Here is a 1,195-nt window from a genome sequence, read left to right as displayed (position 1 = left end):
ATGGCAAAGGAAAAGTTTGAGCGTACAAAACCGCACGTCAACATCGGCACGATTGGCCACGTTGACCACGGCAAGACGACGCTGACCGCAGCAATCACCAAGTATTTCGGCGACTTCAAGGCGTATGACCAGATTGACGGTGCGCCGGAAGAAAAGGCGCGCGGCATCACCATCTCGACCGCCCACGTGGAATACGAGACCGACGCGCGCCACTATGCGCACGTTGACTGCCCCGGCCACGCCGACTACGTCAAAAACATGATCACCGGTGCCGCCCAGATGGACGGTGCGATCCTGGTTGTGAACGCCGCTGACGGCCCGATGCCGCAAACGCGTGAGCACATCCTGCTGGGCCGCCAGGTTGGCATCCCGAAGATGGTCGTGTTCCTGAACAAAGTTGACCAGGTTGACGACGAAGAGCTGCTGGAACTGGTTGAGATGGAAGTGCGCGAGCTGCTGTCCAGCTACGACTACCCCGGCGACGATATTCCGATCATCGCAGGGTCGGCTCTGGCCGCGATGGAAGGCAACAACCCGGAAATCGGCGAAGAGAAGATCAAGGAGCTGATGGCGGCTGTTGATGAGTATATCGACACCCCTGAGCGCGCTGTTGACCAGCCGTTCCTGATGCCGATCGAAGACGTGTTCTCGATCTCGGGCCGCGGTACCGTTGTGACGGGCCGTGTTGAGCGTGGCGTGATCAACGTTGGTGACGAGATTGAAATCGTCGGCATCCGCGACACCACCAAGACCACCTGCACCGGTGTTGAAATGTTCCGCAAGCTGCTGGACCGCGGTGAAGCCGGCGACAACATCGGCGCCCTGCTGCGCGGTGTTGACCGTGACGGTGTTGAGCGTGGCCAGGTTCTGTGTAAGCCCGGCTCGGTGACTCCGCACACCAAGTTCGAAGCCGAAGCCTACATCCTGACCAAGGAAGAAGGCGGTCGTCACACCCCGTTCTTCGCGAACTATCGCCCGCAGTTCTACTTCCGTACGACTGACGTGACCGGCACCGTGACGCTGGCCGAAGGCACTGAGATGGTCATGCCCGGCGACAACGTGTCGTTCGGCGTTGAGCTGATCGCCCCGATCGCGATGGAGCAGGGCCTCCGCTTCGCCATCCGCGAAGGCGGCCGCACCGTCGGCGCCGGCGTCGTGTCGAAGATCATCGAGTAATTCGCGCTAGCGAATGATC

Annotated in this window: 1 protein-coding gene; it reads left to right on the top strand. The window is 60.7% G+C overall.

Annotation, left to right across the window (positions count from 1 at the left end):
- Positions 1-1,176, top strand: a 1,176-nt coding sequence (gene tuf / locus LCM21_RS20660) for an elongation factor Tu (protein ID WP_224892258.1), incomplete at its 5' end; no start/stop codon positions are given.
- Between the last annotated feature and the right edge of the window lie 19 nt (positions 1,177-1,195).

The sequence above is a fragment of the Ruegeria profundi genome (genome assembly GCF_020171505.1).
Taxonomy (GTDB): Bacteria; Pseudomonadota; Alphaproteobacteria; order Rhodobacterales; family Rhodobacteraceae; genus Ruegeria; species Ruegeria profundi.
Note: the sequence above shows the minus strand (reverse complement) of the source record. Positions and strands in the feature narration are given on the sequence as shown.